This window comes from Streptomyces sp. NPDC088194, assembly GCF_040702025.1.
GTDB lineage: Bacteria > Actinomycetota > Actinomycetes > Streptomycetales > Streptomycetaceae > Actinacidiphila.
The window spans coordinates 1-5249 of the sequence record NZ_JBFBIV010000194.1; the positions used below are offsets into that span (position 1 = coordinate 1).

6 protein-coding genes are annotated in these 5249 nt (G+C 70.9%); 4 read left to right on the forward strand and 2 right to left on the reverse strand.

The genetic code is table 11. The annotated features are described in order from the left end of the window. On the reverse strand, positions 1-218 hold a 218-nt coding region (locus tag AB0399_RS40245; RefSeq protein WP_366414665.1), incomplete at its 3' end, for a hypothetical protein. Between the two features lie 27 nt (positions 219-245). Between AB0399_RS40245 and AB0399_RS40250 the strand changes: the two genes are divergently transcribed. The 3 genes from AB0399_RS40250 to AB0399_RS40260 all read left to right on the forward strand — a co-directional run bounded on the left by AB0399_RS40250 (position 246) and on the right by AB0399_RS40260 (position 2731). Continuing rightward, the gene (locus AB0399_RS40250) at positions 246-842 is read left to right on the forward strand and encodes a hypothetical protein (protein ID WP_366414666.1); all 597 of its coding nucleotides are present in this window, start codon (positions 246-248) and stop codon (positions 840-842) included. 165 nt (positions 843-1007) lie between these two features. After that, positions 1008-1616, forward strand: coding sequence for a hypothetical protein (locus AB0399_RS40255; RefSeq protein ID WP_366414667.1), 609 nt, complete (start codon positions 1008-1010; stop codon positions 1614-1616). Between the two features lie 152 nt (positions 1617-1768). Further along, the gene (locus AB0399_RS40260) at positions 1769-2731 is read left to right on the forward strand and encodes a DeoR/GlpR family DNA-binding transcription regulator (protein WP_329365494.1); all 963 of its coding nucleotides are present in this window, start codon (positions 1769-1771) and stop codon (positions 2729-2731) included. A 122-nt stretch (positions 2732-2853) separates the two neighbouring features. Here the strand turns inward: AB0399_RS40260 and AB0399_RS40265 are convergent, their stop codons facing one another. Continuing rightward, positions 2854-3534: a TetR family transcriptional regulator gene (locus tag AB0399_RS40265; protein WP_366414668.1), complete on the reverse strand. Its 681-nt coding sequence runs from the start codon at positions 3532-3534 to the stop codon at positions 2854-2856. Positions 3535-3654: 120 nt separating this feature from the next. Between AB0399_RS40265 and AB0399_RS40270 the strand changes: the two genes are divergently transcribed. Continuing rightward, entirely contained in the window at positions 3655-5169 is a 1515-nt protein-coding gene (locus AB0399_RS40270) for an MFS transporter (RefSeq protein WP_366414669.1), read from the forward strand. Positions 5170-5249: the final 80 nt, after the last annotated feature.

Genomic DNA, 5249 nt, shown 5'->3' on the forward strand with positions numbered 1-5249 from the left:
ACATGGACGTCGCCATCGACTCCCCGGACTTCGCACCCGGCCGGGTGCGGCTCAGGGAACTCGGAGACGCGTAGGGCGAGTTGGTGGGGGTGGTGGGTTCCGGACAGGTGGGGAAGGGAACGCAGGGTCGAGTGGGGGCGCTTGGCCGTCTGGTGGTGGGCGTCTGTCTTGCTGCTGCCGCGGCCGCGTGCGGCGGTACGGGAGCGGGGAGCGGGCATTCGCCCCGTCCGTCCGCTTCGGCGTCGATGGACCCCGGACCGGAGTGCGAGGGGGGCGGCGCCGCCAAAGGGCTGCACCTGTTCAGCCAGGCCGCGACAGCGCTGCCGGGCGGAACGAGTGTGACGTACGCCGAAGGACACGCGGACGGCACCCACCGCACCGCGGAGTTGACGACCGGCTCCACTCGGCTGACGGTGGAGCCCGCGCAGCGAGTCGACCTGGGCGGCCACACGTACACCGTCGCTCAGATCTGCACCTACCGCGTCGTGCTGACCGGTCCTGGGCTGCACGCGCCCACCGAACGGGGAGAGAAGATGACCGACTGGCCGATGACCCGGGACGGCATGCTGTCGCTGGCCTGGCACACGCCCAACAGCAGTACCGGGGGCGACCAGGTGGTCGTCACCGACATCGAGTCCGGCCCGCTGCGGTGCGCCGTCCACGTCGTGCACGACAGCCGACCGGCTGGCACCTTCCGCGACGTGCCGGTCGGCGGCACGATCGAGTTCGCCGGCCGGCTATGGAAGGTCGCGTCCATCGACACCGGAAACATGGCTGTCTCCGTCGCCTCAAGAGACTTCAAGCCGGGCCATGTCACGCTCAAGGAACTCGGAGACGCGTAGGGCGGGTTGGTGGTGGGGGCCGGACAGGTGGGGAAGGGAACGCACGGTCGGGTGGGGGCGCTTGGCCGTCTGGTGGTGGGTGGCTGTCTTGCTGCTGCCGTGGCCGCGTGCGGAGGTGCGGGAGCAGGGAGCGAGCATTCGCCCCGGCGTGCCGCTTCGGCGTCGATGGACCCCGGACCGGAGTGCGTGGGGCAGAAGGCGGCGAAGGGGCTGCACGTGTTGTTCCGCGCCAAAGCCGACCTGCCCGGAGGGGCGAAGGTTACGTACGACGCCGCGCACGCGGATGGCAGGGACCGGACCGCGGAGCTGGTGAGCGGGTCCGTCCGGCAGACGGTGAGGGCCGCGCAGAAGGTCACGCTGGCGGGACATGTGTACACCGTCGCCGAGGTATGCACCTACCGCGTCGTTCTGACCGGTTCGGGGCTGCGTGCTCCGACCGGAACGGGAGGGAAGATGTCCGACTGGCCGATGACCAACAAGGGCGTGCTGCCGTTGCTCTGGCACGTGCCGGTCAACGCGCGTGACCACAGCGGTGTCGAGAAGTCGATCGTGGTGACCGACATCGCCGACGTTCCGCTGCGGTGCGATATCAGCACCGTCATGGGCACGGACGGCGGAGGCCACTTCCGCGACGTGCCGGTCGGCGGCACGATCGAGTTCGCCGGCCGGCTGTGGCAGGTCGCGTCCATCGACGCCGGGAACATGGACGTCGCCATCGACTCCCCGGACTTCGCACCCGGCCGGGTGCGGCTCAGGGAACTCGGTGGCGCGTAGGGCGGGTTGGTGGGGGGGTGGTGGGTTCAGGACAGGTGGGGAAGGGAACGCACGGTCGAGCTATAGCACTTGACGGTCTGTTTTGTGCACGACTTCCATCAACGGGTGCAAAACGCTGAAACCGTCCGGTCGTTGGCGTTACTGTCGGTTCCGTGTTCGCTGCAGAACGTCGTCAGTTGATTCTGGAAATGGTGCGGGCTAACGGAGCGGTGTCGCTGCGGGAGCTCGCCCGGGTCGTCCAGACGTCCGAAGTGACCGTGCGCAGGGACGTACGGGCGCTGGAGGCGGAAGGACTGCTGGACCGCCGGCACGGCGGTGCGGTGCTGCCGGGTGGCTTCACCAGGGAGTCCGGCTTCCCGCAGAAATCCCATCTAGCGACCGCGGAGAAGACGGCCATCGCCGATCTCGCGGCCGGCCTCGTCGAGGAGGGCGAGGCGATCGTGGTCGGTGCTGGTACGACCACGCAGGAACTGGCCAGACGGCTGGCGCGGGTGGCCGGGCTGACCGTGGTCACCAACTCCCTGCTGGTGGCCCAGGCGCTGGCGCACGCCAACCGTGTCGAGGTGGTGATGACCGGGGGCACCTTGCGCGGCTCGAACTACGGGCTGGTCGGCAGCGGGGCCGAGCAGTCGCTGCACGGGCTGCGGGTGTCCCGGGCGTTTCTGTCCGGCGCGGGGCTGACCGCCGAGCGCGGGCTGTCGACGTCCAACATGCTCGCCGCGAGCGTGGACCGGGCGCTGGTGCAGGCCGCCTCGGAGGTGGTGGTGCTCGCCGACCACACGAAGCTCGGCGCCGACACGATGTTCCAGACCGTGCCGACCGACCAGATCACCCATCTCGTCACCGACGAGCCCGAGCCGGACGACGAGCGCGCCGGCACGGAGTTGCAGGCGCTGGCCGACCGGGGGGTGCAGGTCACCGTCGCGTCGCTGCCCGGGAGCGGGTCCAGTGCGGCGGTGGCCGCCGCGGCGGCAGCGGACGGGCTGGCGTCCGGGCGCGGGTTGCCCGGGCCGCGGCGGCACCACCCGCTGCGCGGCGCCCCGCCGTTGGGCGCGGGTCCGGTCGGCAACGGGGAGAGCCCCACGCCCCGGCTCGCCGACGTCCGCCGCCGCTGAGCCCTGGGCCCTGCGTGAGCCCTGCGCGCTGAACCCTCAGCCCTGAGCCACGCGCCCCACGCCCCTGAGCGGCTCCCCTTCCGTGAAAGGAGAGCCGCTCAGAGGCGCGGAAGGCCACCCGCTCAGCGGGACCCGGCGTGCGCGTCGGACGCGGCCGGGACCGTCGCGGCGGGACGACGCTCCCCGGCCGAAGCCACCGCCGGTGCTCCCGCCGAAGCCACCGCCGGTGCTCCCGCCGGCGACCCTGCCGACGCCTCCGCGGACGGCCTCGTACGGATGCCCTCCATCATGATGCTCATCAGCCGCTGGAAGACCCCCTTCTCCGTGGAGTCCTTCTCCGCGGCCTGCACCACCGCGTACGTCAGCTTGAGCAGGTCGCCGATGCGGATGTCCTCCCGTACCGCGCCCGCCTGCTGCGCACGGGTCAGGAGTTGCCCGCCGGACTCGCGCAACTTGAACTTGCACGCGGGCATCTGCGTGTCGGACGCCTCACCGATGGCCGCGGCCATGCCGCGGTACGCCGACGAGTGCGCCGCCATCGCGTACAGCCATGAGGTGAGGGCCTCGGTCGGGTCGTCCGCGGACATCAACTCGATGGAGCGAGCGCCGAGCGCGTCGATCTCGCGGACGAAGACCGCGTTCATCAGGCTGTATCGGTTGGGGAAGTGCCGGTAGAGCGTGCCGATGCCGACGCCCGCGTGCCGGGCGATGTCCTCCAGCGCGACATCGGTGCCGTGCACGATGAACGCCTGCCGGGCCTCTTCGAGCAACCGGTCGTAGTTGCGTTGCGCGTCTGCCCGCATCGTCGGTCCCGCCTCCACTCCGGAATATCTCGCCGAAAGCGATTGTAGTTCCGGAGGAAGCCTCCGTATAGTTTTCGGAGGAGACCTCCGTTTACTCTCTCCGCTGGAGGCTTACTCACCATGTCCACGCCCACGACGCGTGACTCCGACAGCACCAACAGCACCGGAGGAACAGACCTGACCCACAGCACCCAACAGGCCGGCAGCGCCACCACCGGTGCCGCCCCCGCCCCCACCCGGCAGCCGTCGTCCCCCGCGAGCCGCCACCCGTACCTCGTCCTCGGTGCCATCGTCGGCACCCAGCTGATGATCCTGCTCGACGCCACCGTGGTGAACGTCGCGCTGCCCGGCATCGGCACCCACCTGGGCTTCTCGGCCACCGGCATGTCGTGGGTGCTCAACGTCTACACCCTCGCCTTCGGCGGCCTGTTGCTGCTCGGCAGCCGAATAGGCGACCTGATCGGCCGCCGTACGGCGATGGTGTGGGGCGTCGCCGCCTTCACCGTCGCCTCGATCGCGGGAGGGCTGGCCAACGACGCGACCACCCTGCTGGTCGCCCGCGGCTTCCAGGGGGCCGCCGCCGCGCTGGCCGCGCCCAGCACCCTGGCCCTGATCGCCACGTCGTTCAGCGAGGGCACCGAGCGCAACCGGGCGCTGAGCGTGTTCTCGGCCGTGTCCGGCGCGGGTTCGGCGATCGGCCTGACCGCCGGCGGCATCCTCACCGACCTGGGCTCCTGGCGCTGGGTGTTCTTCATCAACGTGCCGGTCGGCGCCCTGATCATGGTGCTCGCACCGCGCTTCATCAACGAGACCGCCCGCCACCGCGGTGGCCGCTTCGACATCGCGGGCGCGCTGACCGGCACGCTCGGCATGGCCACCTTGGTGTACGGCTTCATCCGGGTCGGCGAGAGCAAGTGGACCGACGGACGGGCGCTCGCGTCGTTCGTGATCGCGGTCGCGCTGCTCGGCGCGTTCCTCGTCAACGAGACGCGGGTCGAGCGCCCGCTGGTGGTGCTGCGGCTGTTCGCCGACCGCAACCGGGCCATCGCCTACAGCGTGATGCTGCTGGTGCCGGCCGGGATGTTCGGCGTCTTCTACTTCAGCACCCAGTACCTTCAGACGTATCTGCACTTCAGCCCGTTGAAGACCGGCTTCGCGTTCCTGCCGCTGGCCGGGCCGCTCTTCGTCGCCGCGCGGCTCGCGCCGCGCATGATCGGCAGGTTCGGCGCGAAGACGGTGGTGAGCATCGGGCTGCCGATCAACCTGGCGGGCACGATCTGGATCACCCAGCTCGGCCCGACCGACGGCTACGCGGCCGGACTGCTCGGCCCGCTGATGCTGGTCGGCTTCGGGGTCGGCTGGACGATGATGCCGCTCAACACGTTCATCCTCTCCGGCGTCCAGCCCCAGGACGCGGGCTCCGCGTCCGGCCTGCTCCAGACGATGCAGCAGATCGGCGGCAGCCTCGGACTGTCGGTGCTGGTCACCGTCTTCGGTACGGTCTCCCGGCACGCGCACGGCAACGCGTTCATCAACGGCGCCACCGCCGCGTTCACCCTGGCGGCGATCTTCGTCTCGGCCGCGGTGGTGATGGTGTTCCTGCTCAAGGCGCCTCCGAAGCCGGCGCTGCGCTGAGCGGGAGCGGCGGCGCGCCGCGGGCGCGCCGCCGGGGCCCGACCGTATGACGTGCGGCGGGGGGGGGGGGGGGGGCGGGG

Bases quoted from the DNA above. Each gene is read 5' to 3' on its own strand.
- AB0399_RS40270 (WP_366414669.1), top strand. From the start codon at position 3,655: ATGTCCACGCCCACGACGCGTGACTCCGACAGCACCAACAGCACCGGA.
- AB0399_RS40250 (WP_366414666.1), top strand. From the start codon at position 246: ATGGACCCCGGACCGGAGTGCGAGGGGGGCGGCGCCGCCAAAGGGCTG.
- AB0399_RS40255 (WP_366414667.1), top strand. From the start codon at position 1,008: ATGGACCCCGGACCGGAGTGCGTGGGGCAGAAGGCGGCGAAGGGGCTG.
- AB0399_RS40265 (WP_366414668.1), bottom strand. From the start codon at position 3,534: ATGCGGGCAGACGCGCAACGCAACTACGACCGGTTGCTCGAAGAGGCC.